The sequence below is a fragment of the Escherichia sp. Lx600-2 genome (assembly GCF_036662595.1).
GTDB classification, from domain to species: domain Bacteria; phylum Pseudomonadota; class Gammaproteobacteria; order Enterobacterales; family Enterobacteriaceae; genus Escherichia; species Escherichia coli.
On sequence record NZ_JAYQWM010000238.1, the window covers coordinates 1 to 1050 of the forward strand.

The window sequence follows — 1050 nt, forward strand, 5'->3', positions numbered from 1 at the left end:
ATTTTTAAATTTTTCAATAAGCCCTGTAAGGGATTGGGGTTTTATGAGAAATAAAGAGACGTATTGTCTTTGTTTAAACGGTATAATTGCTTAACTTAATGTAAACAATATGATTTTGCATCTTACTTCATACAAAGTTGTAATGAGTAGTCATGTGAAGAAGAAAACAGGGTTCGGTACTTATGAGCGATGACCGTTTTTATTTTTCTTTAGGGCAGGGAGTTAAGTTTTACCCAGCGTCTCGACGTATCACCACCAGTACAGGCAATGTAATTAATCTGTCTGAAAACGGCTATCGATTTTTACTCCTTTTACTACAGGGAGAATCCGATAAGCAACATATTATCAATGAGGTTTGGCGGGAGCAGAAAGGTTCGGTAAGCGACAGCAGTTATTATGGGCAGATTTACATGCTTAGAAAGGCATTAGACATCGCTGGTTTGTCGAGTTCTCTAATTAAAACCATTCCGCGAAAAGGCGTCAGATATCTTGGAAAGGTCGAGAAACATGTCTGTGAGAATGAGCGTGGCAGTGATGAAGACTGTAGTAGCTATACCAATGATAGCGAGGCCAGGGAAGTAAACACTGATGCACACATTTCTGGGAATGATAACAGCCAGGAATTCTCTACTGAAGAGCTACTCCCAATAAAACATACTGACAAAAATATTGAATGGTATAAAACGAAGCAGTGGAGTGTTTTTATTAGCGTTCTTACCGTGTTAGCAGTGTGCTGGTTGACGACGCTTGTTTTTTTAGTCTTACTATTTCTCAATCAAGATAAATGATATTAAATGTAATTTTTTTTGAAGACTAAATAGCGGGAATGGATAATTATAGCTACATCCCAAAAATATGGGATACCGGTGACTCGCAAATGAAGTTGGTGGTTTGAATTTAAATAATAATATACGAGGAAAACATGAATGCTTTTATTACTAAGTACTATGGTAAAACTAAACAGTGCTTTGCGTGGGTAATGACTCCAACTTATTGATAGTGTTTTATGTTCAGATAATGCCCGATGACTTTGTCATGCAGCTCCACCGA

At 37.3% G+C, this 1050-nt stretch carries 2 protein-coding genes; one reads left to right on the forward strand and one right to left on the reverse strand.

Going from position 1 to position 1050, the window contains the following annotated elements; genetic code table 11:
• Positions 1-182 precede the first annotated feature (182 nt).
• Positions 183-788, forward strand: a complete 606-nt coding sequence (locus tag OQV04_RS24750; protein WP_032281583.1) for a winged helix-turn-helix domain-containing protein — start codon at positions 183-185, stop codon at positions 786-788.
• Between the two features lie 202 nt (positions 789-990).
• Here OQV04_RS24750 and OQV04_RS25410 read toward each other — a convergent pair.
• On the reverse strand, positions 991-1050 hold a 60-nt coding region (locus OQV04_RS25410; protein ID WP_071528444.1), incomplete at its 5' end, for an IS1 family transposase.

Excerpts from the sequence above, each read along its gene's own strand:
- OQV04_RS24750 (WP_032281583.1), top strand. The coding sequence starts at position 183 with ATGAGCGATGACCGTTTTTATTTTTCTTTAGGGCAGGGAGTTAAGTTT.